This is a genomic window from Streptomyces sp. NPDC003032, assembly GCF_053591415.1.
The window spans coordinates 57968-72526 of sequence record NZ_JBSFTT010000029.1 but is presented as its reverse complement, the minus strand read 5'-3'; the positions used below and the strand labels follow the sequence as shown (position 1 = coordinate 72526).

At 69.4% G+C, this 14559-nt stretch carries 14 protein-coding genes; 9 read left to right on the top strand and 5 right to left on the bottom strand.

Annotated features, from left to right (window positions below):
- Positions 1–57: 57 nt before the first annotated feature.
- The gene (locus tag ACWDZ7_RS32215) at positions 58–483 is read right to left on the bottom strand and encodes a GNAT family N-acetyltransferase (protein ID WP_451801899.1); all 426 of its coding nucleotides are present in this window, start codon (positions 481–483) and stop codon (positions 58–60) included.
- A gap of 418 nt (positions 484–901) precedes the next feature.
- On the opposite strand from ACWDZ7_RS32215, the gene ACWDZ7_RS32210 reads away from it, so the two are divergent.
- From ACWDZ7_RS32210 to ACWDZ7_RS32180, 7 genes are all read left to right on the top strand, one after another.
- Positions 902–2116, top strand: a complete 1215-nt coding sequence (locus ACWDZ7_RS32210) for a B12-binding domain-containing radical SAM protein (RefSeq protein WP_451801897.1) — start codon at positions 902–904, stop codon at positions 2114–2116.
- Positions 2113–3639 (top strand): B12-binding domain-containing radical SAM protein, encoded by a 1527-nt coding sequence (locus tag ACWDZ7_RS32205; RefSeq protein WP_451801895.1) that lies wholly within the window; start codon positions 2113–2115, stop codon positions 3637–3639. Before ACWDZ7_RS32210 ends, ACWDZ7_RS32205 begins: the two co-directional genes overlap by 4 nt.
- The gene (locus ACWDZ7_RS32200; RefSeq protein ID WP_451801893.1) at positions 3636–5414 is read left to right on the top strand and encodes an AMP-binding protein; all 1779 of its coding nucleotides are present in this window, start codon (positions 3636–3638) and stop codon (positions 5412–5414) included. Before ACWDZ7_RS32205 ends, ACWDZ7_RS32200 begins: the two co-directional genes overlap by 4 nt.
- Positions 5404–5691: an acyl carrier protein gene (locus ACWDZ7_RS32195; protein WP_451801891.1), complete on the top strand. Its 288-nt coding sequence runs from the start codon at positions 5404–5406 to the stop codon at positions 5689–5691. The genes ACWDZ7_RS32200 and ACWDZ7_RS32195 overlap by 11 nt, the downstream gene beginning before the upstream one ends.
- A gap of 27 nt (positions 5692–5718) precedes the next feature.
- Positions 5719–6972 carry a beta-ketoacyl-[acyl-carrier-protein] synthase family protein gene (locus ACWDZ7_RS32190; RefSeq protein ID WP_451801889.1) on the top strand — a complete coding sequence of 418 codons (1254 nt, stop codon included), beginning with the start codon at positions 5719–5721 and terminating at the stop codon, positions 6970–6972.
- 34 nt (positions 6973–7006) lie between these two features.
- Positions 7007–7441 carry a PaaI family thioesterase gene (locus ACWDZ7_RS32185; protein WP_451801888.1) on the top strand — a complete coding sequence of 145 codons (435 nt, stop codon included), beginning with the start codon at positions 7007–7009 and terminating at the stop codon, positions 7439–7441.
- 88 nt (positions 7442–7529) lie between these two features.
- The gene (locus ACWDZ7_RS32180; protein WP_451801887.1) at positions 7530–8267 is read left to right on the top strand and encodes an enoyl-CoA hydratase/isomerase family protein; all 738 of its coding nucleotides are present in this window, start codon (positions 7530–7532) and stop codon (positions 8265–8267) included.
- A gap of 48 nt (positions 8268–8315) precedes the next feature.
- Here ACWDZ7_RS32180 and ACWDZ7_RS32175 read toward each other — a convergent pair whose 3' ends face one another.
- Both ACWDZ7_RS32175 and ACWDZ7_RS32170 read right to left on the bottom strand, forming a co-directional pair.
- Complete coding sequence (locus ACWDZ7_RS32175; RefSeq protein ID WP_451801885.1) at positions 8316–10880, bottom strand: ABC transporter permease; 2565 nt, start codon at positions 10878–10880, stop codon at positions 8316–8318.
- A gap of 14 nt (positions 10881–10894) precedes the next feature.
- Positions 10895–11725, bottom strand: a complete 831-nt coding sequence (locus ACWDZ7_RS32170; protein ID WP_451801884.1) for an ABC transporter ATP-binding protein — start codon at positions 11723–11725, stop codon at positions 10895–10897.
- Positions 11726–11889: 164 nt separating this feature from the next.
- On the opposite strand from ACWDZ7_RS32170, the gene ACWDZ7_RS32165 reads away from it, so the two are divergent.
- Together ACWDZ7_RS32165 and ACWDZ7_RS32160 are read left to right on the top strand one after the other, a co-directional pair.
- A complete protein-coding gene (locus ACWDZ7_RS32165) occupies positions 11890–12189 on the top strand; it encodes an antitoxin (protein ID WP_451801883.1) in 300 nt (99 codons plus the stop codon).
- 4 nt (positions 12190–12193) lie between these two features.
- Positions 12194–12565, top strand: a complete 372-nt coding sequence (locus tag ACWDZ7_RS32160) for a fic family toxin-antitoxin system, toxin component (RefSeq protein ID WP_451514837.1) — start codon at positions 12194–12196, stop codon at positions 12563–12565.
- A 41-nt stretch (positions 12566–12606) separates the two neighbouring features.
- Here the strand turns inward: ACWDZ7_RS32160 and ACWDZ7_RS32155 are convergent, their stop codons facing one another.
- A complete protein-coding gene (locus ACWDZ7_RS32155) occupies positions 12607–13278 on the bottom strand; it encodes a class I SAM-dependent methyltransferase (protein ID WP_451801881.1) in 672 nt (223 codons plus the stop codon).
- A gap of 545 nt (positions 13279–13823) precedes the next feature.
- Entirely contained in the window at positions 13824–14558 is a 735-nt protein-coding gene (gene bioD / locus ACWDZ7_RS32150; RefSeq protein ID WP_451801880.1) for a dethiobiotin synthase, read from the bottom strand.
- Position 14559 lies beyond the last annotated feature (1 nt).

Sequence of the window (14559 nt, the reverse complement as noted above, 5' to 3'; positions counted from 1 at the left end):
ATGGTAAAGGACCAGCAAAGCCGCTCTCGAACCCCCTGGAGGGCCCTGCGGCCGGACTCAGTGGGTGAGGGGCTTCACCCAGCGGCTCCACTGCGGTTCGGGGCCGTAGCCCGCCGCGCGCCACGCGTGGTGGGCCAGTTCGTTGCGGTCCAGGACCATGGCGTCGACCCGTCGCCCGCCGAGGCGTGCGAACCTGTCCTCCGCGGCGGCCAGCAGCGCCGACCCCACGCCCTGGCGGCGGTGATCGGGGTGGACGGCGAGGCGGTAGGCGGAGCATCGCCATCCGTCGAAGCCGGCTATCACGGTGCCGGTGAGGAGGCCGTCGCGCTCCGCGAGCAGCAGGGCTTCGGGGTCGCGTGTGATGAGTCGGGCCACGCCGTCGTGGTCGTCGCTGATGCTGGTCCCTTCCGCGGCGTCGCGCCAGAACAGCAGTACGGCGTCGATGTCGGCGAGGGTGGCGTGGCGGATGTAGAGATCGCTCATGGGAAGAGCCAAGCAGAGCGCCGGTTGATCTGGCGACCGGTTTCTCCGCATGGTTCCGGCCGAGTTGTCCGGGCCCGGAGAGACTCCGCTTCTGCCGCCCCTCGGAGCGCCCACACGTCACGTACGTGGGGAAACGGCGCGTCCGGATCGGACAACCGGACCTCGGCCGGTTGGCGTGAATTCAGTGGCTCTAATAACCGGGTTGTTCCATGGGTTGACACAGGGTTTCGCCGATCCTAGAGTCAAAAATCTGTGCATGAATGTGTGAATGATAAATAAAATAGTTCTGGTATTGCGGGCCGGTTGAGGCGAAGGGGAACAGCGGATGAAGAGAGTGCTCCTCACGACCGCTCCGAAGGAGGCCCTGATCGAGTCCGACGGTATCGGTGGGAACTGGTACGACCGGACCGACACATATATGGCCTGGACCTGCGCGGTAGATCTTGAGGACCGGCTCTCCGTCACCTGTCCACCGACCGGACTCAGCTTTATCAAGTGCAACGTGCCGGACGTCGAAATCCTTGAGTACCCCACCTGGGACGAGTACCTCACCGCCCTGCAGTCCGAGACGTGGGACATGGTCGGCATCAGCTTCTACACCTGGTCGACGCCCGTCGCGATCGAGATGGCGAAGGTCGCACGCGAGGCCGGTGTACCGGAGATATGGGCCGGCAACTACGGTGTCCTCTCCCCGGGAATCGACGAATACTTCACCAAGAAGATAAAGGGTGCGGGCGAGGCGCCGATCCACCAGTACGTCTACGGCACGCCGCTGCCACGTGTGCGACACCCGGCCATGCTGGGCGAGAGCGGTTTCCGCGGGATGAAATCTCCGGTCGGCTACTTGTATTCGAAGCGCGGGTGCAATATCGGCTGCACCTTCTGTTCGACGCCGATCTTCAATCCCAAAGAAGAAGCCATCTTCATGGAGGACACGTACGCGGCACTCGACGCGTACCGGGAAGCCGACGTCGCTCACGTCATCATCTATGACGAGAGTTTCTTCCTCACCAACGCCCTGGCCGAGCAGGTGGTGGACGCGCTGGCGGAGCGCGAACTCCCCTGGATCTGCCTCACCCGAGCCGACCTGATCCGGGGCAGAATTCCCGAGCTGACCGACCGCTATATGGACGGTGCGATCGTCGGTATCGAGTCGTATCGGGACAAGAACATCGCCGACGTGAAGAAGCGCGACGACGTCTACAACGTCCGGCAGACGGTCCGCGAGCTGATCGACAATGGCCGCCGGGCGCTCGGCACCTTCATGGTCGGTTTCGCCGAGGACAGCATCGAGGACATGCGGTTCGACATCGAGCAGCTGAGTGAGGAAGGGCTGTTCGCCTGTCAGCTGACGCTGCTGACCCCGTTCCACGGCACCCGCCTCTACCGGCAGATGGAGCACCTGGTCGACGAACCGGACCTCAGCAAGCACGATCTGTACAACCTGGTGTGGAAGCACCCGAAGATGAACCGCAGTGAGGCACGTGACCTGCTCGCGTGGGCGCAGCGCCGGGTCAACGACCCTGACCGGATCGCCGCCAGGCTCAAGCAGGAAATGAAGGCGAAGGTACGGAAAGAGTTCGCGCGCCGCCACGGCGCGACGCCGCTGAGCCAGTCGGGATCCGCGTCATGAGAAGCCTCAACATCCTCTGCGTGCAGCTGGGTTTCCACGAGGCGTACCCCGACGCGTCCACACTCGCGACGACCTACAACGACGGGATCTACTACGTCGCGTCCTTCGTCCAGCAGGAGTACCCGGACGCCCGGGTCGAGATGTGCCAGATGTTCTGGGGTGAGAAGCCGGAGGACTTTCCCCTGGCGAGCTACGACTACATCCTGATCTCGGCGCTGGCCACCCACTTCTGGTCGAACCTCCAGGCGCTCGAGTTGATACAGCGCGCCAAACGCCCCGGCTGCGTGGTCATCATGGGCGGACCGCACGCCGCGTTCGCACCCTACGAGGCACTGCGCTACGCGGATTACGCGGTGATCGCCGAGGGCGAGATCCCCGCCGTCCAGCTGATCAACGCGCTGGAGGCCGGCGACCCCCTCACCGAGGTCGACAACCTGGCCTACATCGGAGCCAACGGCGAGCTGACCCTGAACAAGATCGCCCGTTACGGGAACATCGACCACGCGATCAACCCGGAGTTCCTCAAGCGCGCGCCGAAGCTTCACTGGGCCACGGTCTCGATGTCGCGCGGGTGCCCGTTCGACTGCTCCTTCTGCTATGCGATCCGCCTGCTCGGACGGCGGTTCCGCACCAAGACGGTGGAAGACGTCCGCAACGAGCTGGATGCCATCTACCAGCAGACCGGATGCAACCGCTTCTATGTCACGGATCTGAACTTCACGACCCGCAAGAGCTACTGCCGTGAAATCGCCGAGGCATTCCGGGACCGCGACTACAAGTTCATCGCCATGAGCCGGGTCAACCACGCCGACGACATGGACCTGGTCCTCGACCTCAAGCGGTCGGGGTTCGACGAGTACTGCCTGGGAGTGGAATCGGAGGACCCGAGTGTCCTCCAGGCGTTCAACAAGCGGGTCGACCCCTCCGAGCAGACCCGGCGCCTGCTGCGCTTCGCCGAGAACGACATAGCCATTCACTCCGCGATCATCTTCGGGCTCGACGTCCAGGACCGGCAGGCGATCGAGGCCACCGCGCGCTGGTGCGCCGACGCCCGCATCATGCACCCGGTGTTCGTGTGCCTCGCGGAATATCCCTTCCAGAATCTGCTGTACGGGGCGCGCCAGGATGTCGAGGACCACCGGATCATCATGGAAGTCCCGACCTACCAGCACTACTCGTTCGTCGGCATCTTCCCGCGCGAGATGCGCCCCAGCGAACTGCAGCGCGGCATACTCGACAGCTACGGGATCTTCTTCCAGCGGGCGTTCGAGGTGGAGACGCGGCCCCAGCGGCGGGCCCGCCTCAAGGCGTATGCGCGCAGTGTCGACCGCGGCCGCGCCGGAATGCAGCAGCACATCCACTTCCTCGAGCAGCTGGAGAAGCCGTACTACACCGCGGCCGGGACACTGCGGGAGGACTTGTTGAAGGCGGACTTCGACGCGCGGCACGGAGAGCTGCGCGACTGGCTGGCGCGCTCCTCCAAGTGCACCGACGTGGAATTCGTGAAGAAATACGCTCGATGACGGGACATCAACGAGCAGGGACCGTCATCGGCGCGTTGCTCGACAGCGCCGCCCGCACCCCGGACCGGCTGGCGTTCCGTGTCATCGAGAGGTCCGAGGACGAGTTCGAACTCAGTTACGCGGACGTCTGCCGCCTCGTCGGTCGGACCGTGGCCGGACTGGAGGCACACGGCATCGCGGAGGGGGACCGCGTCGTCGTCGTTCTGCCCACCTCCCGCGACTTCCTCTCGGTCTATCTGGGCTGCCTTTACGCGGGAGTCGTGCCGGTCATCGCGGCGGAACCGACCGGCGGCAATCCGCACTACGCGACCAACCTGCGCGGCCTCGCCGAACAGGCGCGGGCCACCACGGTCATCGCGGCCCCGGAGCTGGCGGACACGCTCGCGCCGTTGCTGCCCGTCACGGTCACGACACCCGACGCCCTGCGCGGGGACCCCCTCCCACTCGACTCGCCGCGGGCGACTCCCGCGTCGCTCGCCCATCTCCAGGCGACCTCCGGCTCGACCGGAGCCCCCAAGCTGGCCCTGATCCGGCACGGCAACATCGTCGCCAATGTCCGGGCGATCGCCGAGGCGATACGGGCGAGACCCACCGACTCACTGGTGAGCTGGCTGCCCCTGTTCCACGACATGGGCCTCATCGGGATCTCGTACGCGCTCCACGCCCACATCCCGATGGTGCTGTCGGACCCGCTCAACTTCCTGCGGAACCCGATGTCGTGGCTGCGTTGGATCAGCCGCCACCGCGGCACCCTCTCACCCGCCCCCAGCTCCGCGTTCCACATCTGCGCGCGCGTGGCCAAGCGGCGGCCCCCCGGCGATCTCGACCTGTCGTCCTGGCGTGTCGCTCTGTGCGGCGCGGAACCGGTGCACGAGGCCACGTTGCGCGAATTCCAGGCGGCGTTCGGTCCTTTCGGCCTGCCCGAAACGACGCTGCGGCCCGTGTACGGACTCGCGGAGACGACACTCGCGGCCACCATCTCGGACGTCGGCCGCCCCTACTCGGTCGACCGCGTGGACGCGGAGGCCGTCTCGGCCAGGGGCCGTGCCGAGCCCCGCCCGGCCGACGATCTCCGCAGCATGAGCATGATGTGCGTGGGGCCGGCGGTTCCGGGCCATCGGCTGAGGGTGGTCGGCCCGGACGGGACGCCGCTGCCCGACCGTGCCATCGGTGAGATCGAGGTGGCCGGCCCCAGCCTGATCGACGGCTACCTCCCGGAACGGGACGCTACGGAACCCGCTACGGAACCCGCCACAGAATCCACCACGGAAACCGTCACGGTCGACGATCAGCTCAAACGGCCGGACGGCTATCTCCGCACCGGCGACCTCGGATATCAGCTCGACGGGGAGCTGTACGTCACCGGTCGCCGCAAGGAGATCGTGATCATCTCCGGTCGCAATTACATACCCGACCAGATCGAGAGGTTCGTCGAAGCCGTCGCACAGAGCCCGCGCACCCCCGCGGTCGTGGCGGTCGGCGTCCCCGACCCGACGCTGCTCACCGAGCAGCTGCATCTCCTTCTCGACGAGCGGATCGGTGAGGGCCGCGACCGGCAGGCCGTCACCGACCAGGTGCGCGGCGCGCTGGCCGAGGCGTTCGGGATCAGCGGCGTCACCCTCCACTGGATCCGGCGGGCGCAGCTTCCCCGGACCACCAGCGGCAAGGTCCAGCGCCATCTCTGCCGAAAGATCATCGAGGAACGCTCCGCGCCGTTCCCACGTACCGACGAGCCGACGAGCGTGACCTCTGGAGGGCCACCCGATGCAGGATGAGAAGCAGGAGCAGAAGCACGACCAGGAGCTTTTCGAGAAGATCGTCCGGCACATCGGCGAGTTCGTCGAAGCCGATGTGTCCCACCTGACTCCACAGTCGAACATCGGCAACTCCATCGAAGGCATGAGTTCGCTCAAGATGGTCGAGCTGCTCCTCTTCCTGGAGGACTGCTTCGGCGTCGACTTCGACGAGTCCGTCATGGACGAACTGCAGACCATGCAGGACCTCGAGCAGTACATACGGCGGACAGTGGACGCGGCTGGACAGCAAGCCTGACACGGCCTCGAAGTGCCAGGACACGGCGTGGTGGTCACCGGGATGGGTGTGGTCTGCCCGCTCGGCTCAACGGCCGACGAGGTGTGGCAGGGGCTCGTCGCCGGACGTTCCGGGATCGCTCCACTGACACGCTTCGACCCCGGCCGGTTCCACAGCCGCCATGCCGGTCAGATCGACGACTCCGTTGTCACGTTCGCCCCCGGCCCGCTCCGGTTCGAGATGAAACGCATGAGTGCCTTCGTGCGCTACGCGCTGTTCGCCGCCGATCGAGCACTTGAGGACAGCGGCTTCTCCGCGGCCGCGGAGCACGAGACAGGTGGGCGCCCGGCGCACCGCCGGTACCCGCCGGGATGCGGCGTGTACCTGGGCGTGGCCATGGGCGGACTGCCCAGCATCGAGGCGGGCGTGCTCAGACAGGAGCAACAGGGAGTGCGGAGGACCAGTCCGTTCCTGATCCCCTCGCTCATCCCCAACATGGCGGCGAGCGCGATCGCGCTGCGCCACGGCATCGAGGAGGAACAGGTCACGATCGCCGGTGCCTGCGCGAGCGGCAGCCAGGCGATCGGGCAGGCGATGCGCGCGATCCGGTCCGGTGACCGCACCTGGGCGATCGCCGGCGGAGCCGAGGCGGTCATCACTCCGATCACCTACTCCGGCTTCCAGGCGATGAAGGCGCTCAGCCGGTACGACGAGCCGGAGACCACGCCCCGCCCGTTCGACCGCTCACGGGACGGGATCGTCGTCGGCGAAGCGGCCGCCGTCTTCGTACTGGAGGACCGTGCGCACGCCGAAGCGCGCGGCGCGGTGATCCATGGCGAACTGACCGGCTTCGACTCCAACAGCGGTGGTGACGACCTCACGGGTATCTCGACCCGCCACGTCACCCGGTGCATGAGCGGCGCGGTCGCCGACGCCGAGGTGGGACCGGACGCGATCGACTGCGTGTTCGCACAGGCATCCGGCATGGTCCAGGGCGATGCCGCCGAGCTGGAGGCGTTGCGCGCGCTCACCGCGGACAGTGATCAGAAGCCGGTTGTCACGTCGGTCAAGGGACATATGGGGTACACGTTCGCCGCGAACGGTCCGCTGAATCTCGCCAGTGCCCTCATGGCACTCCGCCACCAGGCCGTCCCTCCCACGCTGAACCTGAAGGAGACCGACCCGGAGTTCGTCAAGGTCGACATCGCCCGCGAAGTGCGGGGGATGAGGATACGTCGCTGTCTGATCAACGCATTCGGGTTCGGCGGGATCAACGCCAGCCTCGTCGTGTCCCTGGCATAACCGTGCCGCTGTCCATAGAGGAGTACTGAGTACTGTGTCGACGCACTTCGAGAAGCTCACCCGTTGCTGCATGAGCTGCAAGATCTCCCGATTCCTGAACAAGACCATCGAGATCGAGGAGGCCGGGGCCGCACGGGTGGCCATTCCGTTCCACGGCGACCTCACCCAGAACGCGGACTTCCTGCACGCCGCCATGATGTTCGAGGTCGGGGACACGGCCGGGTTCGTGGCGGCCAACTCGATGGAGGAGACCTTCAGCGTCCTGACAGTCGACTACCACATCAACCTGATCCGACCGGTCCAGAAGGAGGGCGTCTACGCCCTCGGCAAGGTGGTGACCGCGGGAAAGACGATCTACGTCGCGCGCAGTGACATCTACAGCGACAGCGGCAAGCTGGTGGCGGCCGGGCAGGGCACGTACACGGTGTCGAAGATCCCGCTCACCGACCTGGAGGGGTACGCGGACTGATAGGCGCGGATACGCGAGGCCTACGGACAGCGAGGCCTACGGACAGCGGGGCCTACGGACAGCGGGGCCTACAGACAAGGACCGACGAGTGATTGACGTATCCGACCACGACGGCATCGCCATCCTGACACTGGACCACGGGCCGGTGAACGCACTGGACCGGGAGCTGCTCACGCAGATCGCCGACACCTTGGCGGCCGTCGGCGATGCCCGCGCTGTCGTGCTGACCGGCAGCGGGCGCTCCTTCTCGGCGGGGGTGGACCTCAAACGGGTGATCGACGGCGGCCTGGACTACACCGACACCTTCCTCCCCGCCCTGCACCGAGCGACGCTCGCCCTGTTCGAGCATCCGAGGCCGGTGGTCGGGGCCGTCAACGGGCACGCCCTGGCCGGCGGATGCGTGCTCGCCGCCGCCTGCGACATGCGGCTGATGTCCGGCGGCTCCATCGGGCTCACCGAACTCGCCGCCGGGGTGCCCTTCCCCACGGTGTGCCTGGAGGTCGTGCGCCATGCCATCGGTCCGGCACTCGACGCGATGGTGCTGGGCGCCGGCCGCCTGACGCCCCAACAGGCCCTCTCGATCGGCCTGGTGCACGAACTCGTCGAGCCGGACCACCTGCTCACCAACGCGCTGCTGCGAGCGGAAGAGCTGTGCCGCGCGCCGTCGGACGTCTACGCCCTCTCCAAGCGCCAACTCCACCGGCCGACCCACCAGCGCATCAGCGCAGCCCAGGAGTTGGACGACGGCGAGGTGCTGAAGATCTGGAGCTCCGAGCGCACCGGCCGCACCCTGCGCGCGTACCTGGCATCCCTGCGTCGGGGTTGACAGCGGGTGGACGTCCCCGGGCCGGACATCCGGCCCGGGGCCCACCCCTCACTCGTGCGCGATGGCCGCCAGCACATTCATACGGGACGCACGCAGCGCGGGCAGCAGCGCCGCGGCGAGGCCCACGACCACCGAGCCGATCACCACCGCGACGATCGTCGGCCAGGGGAACGCGAGTTCCTTCATGCCCTGGAGCGCCAGCACCTGCTGCACGGCGACGCCCCAGACCAGACCGAGCGCGAGGCCGAGCAGCGCCCCGAACACCGCGATCACCACCGACTCCAGGCGGATCATCCGGCGCAGCTGACGCCGCCCGAGCCCAATGGCGCGCAGCAGCCCGATCTCCCGGGTGCGCTCCACGACGGACAGGGCGAGGGTGTTGACCACACCGAGGACGGCGATGACGATCGCGAGGCCGAGCAGTGCGTAGACGAGGTAGAGCATCACGGCTATCTGCTGCCGGATCAGCTCCTTGTAGTCCGCCTGGTCGCGCACCTGCACCTGCGGGTACGGATCGAGGGTCTTGTCGAGGCGCTCGCGCAGGGTGTCCGCGTCCGTGCCCGCGGCGGCGTTGACGTACACCGCCGAGTCCTGCCCGTCCGGCACGTACTTCTCGACCGTGCCGAGCCCCAGGAAGAGTCCGCCCTCGATGCCGAACCCCTCGGGCGAGTCCTGATCGGTGAGCGCCCCCACCGTCAGCTTCGCCTCGCGCCCGCCGGGGAACGTCGCCTTCAGCACGTCACCGACACGCACCTCGTGTTCCCGCGCGAACTCCTTGTCCATGCCGATGTGCCCGGGCGCGAGCGCGGCACGTGAACTCCCCTGCGCGTATGTGACGTTGGCGACGTCATCGAGCCGCGGGTCGTAGCCCGCCGCGGTCGACTCGACGCTTCTGCCGTCGGGGAGCGCCAGTTCGATGGGGCTGAAGCGCTGGCGTACGACGAGACCCGCGCCGTCGGTGTCCCGGACCTTCCCGGTGATCTCCGCCGAGAAGGGCATGAAGTTGCTGTTCTGCACGACGAAGTCCGCGCCCAGCGTGTCGTCGATCTGCCGGTCGAACGACTTGGTCATCGACGCGCTCGCCACCGAGAGCCCGCCGACCAGCGCGAGCCCCACCATCAGGGCGGCCGCCGTCGCTCCTGTCCGGCGCGGATTGCGCAGCGCGTTGCGCTGGCTCATCCGGCCGACCGGGCCGAAGACCGCGGGGAACGCGCCGCCGAGCACCCGGATCACCGGGCGCACCAGGAGGGGCCCCGCGATGACGGTCGCGACGAGGGTCAGCACGATGCCGAGCCCGAGATACGAGGCCGCCGCCGACGTCTTGTCGGCCAGCGCACAGCCCACCAGAGCCGCGGCCCCGGCCACCGCGACGACGGAACCCGCCACGGCCCGTACCTTGAGCGGCCGCCCCACCCCGGCGATCTCGGCGTCAGCGAGCGCCGCCATCGGCGAGACCTGCGCGGCCCGGCGCGCCGGGAGATACGCCGCGAGGAACGTGACACCGACCCCGACGGCGTACGAGGCCACAGGCGTCGCCCACTTGACGACCATCTCCGTGGACTTCAGGTTCATCCCGAGCAGCCCCATCAGCTCGATGAGGCCGAGGGCCAGACCGATGCCGACGGCAAGGCCCAGCGTGGAGCCGACCAGGCCGAGCAGCAGCGCCTCGATGAGCACGGAGCGGCGCACCTGCCTGCGGTCCGCGCCGAGCGCGCGCAGCAGGCCCAGTTCGCGGGTGCGCTGCGCGATCAGCATCGAGAACGTGTTGACGATCAGGAAGACGCCCACGAGTACGGCGACACCGGCGAAGCCGAGCATCACGTACTTGATGACGTCCAGGAAGCCGCCGAGCGAGGACGCGGCGGACTCGGCCTGTTCGTCGGCGGTCTCCAGGTCGTAGCCCGCGCCGACCTCGGCGGCGATCCGGCGTTTCAGCGTGTCGTCGTCGACGCCCTCGGCGGCGGTCACCGAGACGCTCGTCGCCGCGTCCGTCGAGCCGAGGAGCCTGCGCTGGGCGGTCGGGGTGTCCAGGAAGACGAGGGCGGCGCCGGGGTTCGTGGTGGTGAAGGTGGCGATGCCCACGATCTCGACCTTGAACGAGCCGGGGCGGGCCAGGATCGTGAGGGTGTCGCCGAGCTCCACGTCCTTCTTGTCGGCCGTGTCCGCGTCCAGCATCGCCTGGCCCGCGCCGCGCGGGGCGTGGCCCGAGGTGAGCTCCACGGGGCTGCGGTCGGTGGGGTACCAGTTGGTGGCGATGGTCGGCGCGCCGGTCGTCGGGCCCACCGATTCGTTGTCGCGGTCGACGACGGTGATGTTCTGGACGGACGCGTCGAGGTGGGCGTCTGCGACGCCCTCGACCTTCGCCACCTTCGCCTTCAGGCTCGCGGGCACGGTCGGCGTCCGCCCGGAGGGCACCGACTCGTCGAGGTCCTCCTTCGGCGCGACCGTCACATCGGCCGATGTGGAGGCGAACAGGCGGTCGAAGGTGCGGGTCACCGTGTCCGAGAAGATGAGGCTGCCCGCGACGAACGCGACCGAGAGAATGACCGCGAGGGCGGAGAGCACGAGCCGGCCCTTGTGCGCGAGGAAGCTCCTGAGCGTTGCCTTCAGCACCGTTACCCCTTGGCTCAGCTCTGCTCGGACGCGCCGTCGGTGGGCGCGTGACCGCCCGGCTTGCTGTGGAGGCCCAGCGCGTCGAACCGCTTCATGCGTTCGAGCACCGCCTCCGCCGTCGGGCGCTCCATGTCGTCCACGATCCGTCCGTCGCCGAGGAAGAGGACCAGGTCGGAGTGGGCGGCGGCGCCGGGGTCGTGGGTCACCATGACGACGGTCTGGCCGAGCTGGTCGACCGCGTCCCGCAGAAAGCCGAGGACCTCCAGACCGGCCCGCGAGTCGAGGTTGCCCGTCGGCTCGTCGGCGAAGATCAGCTCCGGCTTCGACGCCAGCGCCCGCGCACAGGCCACCCGCTGCTGCTGCCCTCCGGACAGCTGTGCGGGGCGGTGCTTCAGCCGGTCCCGCAGCCCCAGCGTGTCGATCACATGCTCCACCCACGCCTGGTCGGGCCGCTGCCCCGCGATGTCCATCGGAAGCGTCATGTTCTCCAGCGCGTTGAGCGTGGGGATGAGGTTGAACGACTGGAACATGAACCCGACGCGGTCGCGCCGCAGCCGCGTCAGCTCCCGCTCCTTGAGGCCGGTTATCTCCGTGTCGCCGAGCCACACCTGGCCCGCCGAGACGTTGTCGAGCCCGGCCAGGCAGTGCATCAGCGTGGACTTCCCCGAACCGGAGGGACCCATGACGGCGGTGAAACGCTCGCGCGCGATGTCGACGTCGACCGAGTCGAGGGCGAGCACGGTCGTCTCGCCCGAGCCGTACGCCTTGGTCAGGCCGCGGGCGCGCGCGGCGATCCCGGCGGCCCCCGAGCGGCCGGTGAACGGTGCCGAAGCAGGTGTGGACAAGGCCCCTCCTGGGTTGTGACCGTTCCAACTCCCGTAGTCCGGCGAAGAGTAGTGGGGCGGACCGGGCCCGCGGTATCCCTCCGAGGTCGGTACCCGTCGACGTATGTAAGGGACATGGTCCTGACGGCCTTGTCGTGCTAGCACCCCGGCGCTAGCTTGAAGGCATGGCGAAGACTCAGCTGAACGTGCGGGTGGACGAGGACACCGCCCGGGCCGCGCGGGAGCGCGCCCTGGCCCGAGGCATGAGCGTGAACCGCTACATCGAGGAACTCGTGAAACAGGACGCCGGTGAGGTCGGGCATACGTTCGTCGAAGCGGCGGCCGACTTCATGAAGCAGTACGAGACCGTCTTCGCCGAGGAGTTCGGCGCGGAGCGCGAAGGCGCCCGCCCCGTCCGGGAGACCCTCCACTGCGCGCGTGCCCCGCACGAAGCCGCGCGGCCGCTCGGTGAAGGTCGTCGTTGAGCCGTTGGACCTCAGAATAGATCTTGCCTGGCTCCTGATGATCGCCGAACACAAGACGCCCGGAGACCCCCAGGTCACCGACTGGGGAGCGCTCGTCGCAGCCCTCAGCCGGCACGAGGCGGAGATATTCGGCATGCCCGTGTACGAGACGCCGCACGACCGGGCCGCGGCGCTCCTGCAACTGCTCCTCCACATCCCCGCCCTTGAACGTTCGAACGCGCTCTTCGCCTCCTCCGTCGCGTACGCCTATCTCGTCTCCAGCGGCCTGAAGGTCGTCACCTCCCCCGAGCAGGTGCGCGACCTGGCCCGTCTGGTGAAGGAGGACGGCGCGAGCGTGCACGCGATCGCGGAGCGGCTGAGGCAGTGGAGTCTGTGAACCTGTGGACCGCCGGGCTCCCGCCGCATCCATCCCGGGTGTCAGGAGGCGTCCGGGCGGCGGGCCGTGCCGAGCACGCAGTACGAGGTGGGCAGGCGCGGTCCCCTCGCGGGCACCAGGAGGCGGCGGTACGCGCCGAGTTCGAAGCCCGCGTCGCGCAGCGCGCCCAGCGTGTCCCGCGAGACGTGGCAGCCGCCGAAGAGCGGGGGCCACACCGTGCGGTCCAGGGCGCGCTGGGTGGCCGCCATCAGGGTGCCCGGGGCCCGGCCGTGCTCGAAGAAGCGCAGCTCACCGCCGGGCCGCAGGACGCGGCGCAGCTCGCCCAGCGCCCGCTTCACGTCGCGCACGCTGCACAGCACGAGCGAGGCGACGGCCGCGTCGAACGCCTCGCTCTTGACGGGCAGCGCCTCGGCGGCGCCCGGCACGACGTCGACGGGAACGTCGGCGCGCAGGGCCGCGGCGACCGCCAGCCGCCGCAGCACACGCTCCGGTTCGATCGCCACGACCTCGGAGACCGCGCCCGGGTAGTACGCGAAGTTCAGCCCGTTGCCCGCTCCGACCTCGATCGCCCGGCCGGAGAGCCCGGCGAGGAGTTCCTTGCGGTGAACGGAGATCACGGGCTCGGCGGCCACGCTCTGGCGTGCGTAGAAGCGGGCGAAGACGGGGTGGTGCACGGCGTCCCGGGACGCGGGTTTGGCGGAGCGCGGTGACATGGGCCCTCCTCGGCGGGGCGGGGGCGAGCGGATACCGCAATGGTGCCCCGGTGCGGGGCATTCCCCTCCTGCCCACGACGAGGAGTCCCGCGAGACCCGCGCGGGGGCGAGAGGCGAGTCCCGTACCGGACCGTGGGCGTGACGGGCGAACCTCCCGGGAACCCCCACCACGCCGGCAAGCCGCCAGCACGCGCCGCCGCCGCCACTTGGCCACCCGCGACGCCCAGCGCGCCGCCGCCGACGCCGCCGCCGGAGCTTCAGCGCCGCGGTGCCAGGGCCGCGGTGCCTCAGCGGGCCATCGGCCCTGGCGGCCCGGTGGCCTGGCGGCCCGGTGGCCTGGTGGCCTGGCGGCCCGGTGGCCTGGTGGCCTGGCGGCCCGGTGGCCTGGCGGCCTGGCGGCCCGGTGGCCTGGCGGCCTGGCGGCCTGGCGGCCCGGTGGCCCGGTGGCCCGGCGGCCCGGCGGCCCGGCGGCCCGATGCTTCGGCGGCCCTGGCGCCCCCGTATGGCCTCGGCCCTCGGCCCGGCGCCTTGCCGTCCCCGCCGCCTCAGCCCCCCGCCACCCCCGCCGCCTCCCTCCGCGTAAAGGACTCCACGTCCCACGTGCCCCCCAGCTCGGGACCCAGCCAGCCGCCCGCCGCCGTGCGGAAGGAGGGGCCGGTCAGGGAGCCGGCGCCCTCTGGGATCGCGCCCAGGAGTGGTGCTTCCGCTGCCGAGGGGAGGTCCGCCAGGTTGCAGCGGGAGGCCAGGTCGGGGCTCGTCGGCCAGCTGCCGATGGTGATGCCCAGCTGGCGTACGCCTCGCGCGCGCAGGGCCTCCGCCGTCAGGGTTGTCGTGTTCAGCGTGCCGAGGCCCGCCGTCGCGACCACCAGGACCGGCGCGCCGAGGAGCCTCGCCGCGTCGGCGAGCGTGCCGCCCTCGTCGTCGAGGCGGACGAGCAGGCCGCCCGCCCCCTCGATCAGGACCAGGTCGTGCTCGGTGGCCAGCTTCCCCGCGGCGTCGGCCACGTCGTGCGGGCGAACCGGCGCCATCCCGGCCCGCCGCGCCGAGGTGTTCGGCGCCAACGGATCGGGAAAACGGGCGAGTTCGAGCGTGGTGACGCCGTCGCCCGCCAGCCGCGTCACCTCCTGCGCGTCACCCGGCTCCCCGGGCGCGACCCCCGTCTGCGCGGGCTTGAGCACGGCCACGCTCCGCCCCGCCGCCACCGCGACAGCGGCCACCGCGGCCGTCGTCACCGTCTTGCCGATCTCCGTGCCCGTCCCGGACACCACGATCACCGTCATG